The 372-nt window shown below is 73.4% G+C and carries 1 protein-coding gene; it reads right to left on the reverse strand.

What is annotated here, in order from left to right:
• Positions 1 to 91: 91 nt before the first annotated feature.
• Positions 92 to 372, reverse strand: a 281-nt coding sequence (locus tag SB751_RS28530; protein ID WP_410748856.1) for a disulfide bond formation protein B, incomplete at its 5' end; no start/stop codon positions are given.

The raw sequence follows: 372 nt of genomic DNA on the forward strand, positions 1-372 counted from the left end.
GTGGCCGGCGAGGTGCGGCCGGCAGGGTGCGGCCGCGCGGGACGTCGCCGGCGGAGCCGGACGAACGGGGCGGCTACGCGGTCCCGACCGGTCAGCCTGCCAGCTTGCGGCGATGGCGCCAGAGGCTCGACGCGACGGCGACCAGGATCACGGCGAAGCCGATCAGCGCCCAGCCGGGCAGCAGGATGCCGAAAATCGGCGGATAGACCGTCTCGCACAGGCCGGCCACCTTGAACATGCCGGGGAACCACTGGGCGGGCGGCAGGCTGTCGACGATCGGCTGCAGCGTGTCGAAGCCGCAGCTGAAGCCCGGATTCATCTGGATCGACAGGTGTCGCGCGGCGGTGCCGACGCCGCCGGCCGCGGCGATCG

Source organism: Cupriavidus sp. SIMBA_020 (assembly GCF_046535395.1).
Taxonomy (GTDB): Bacteria; Pseudomonadota; Gammaproteobacteria; order Burkholderiales; family Burkholderiaceae; genus Cupriavidus; species Cupriavidus campinensis.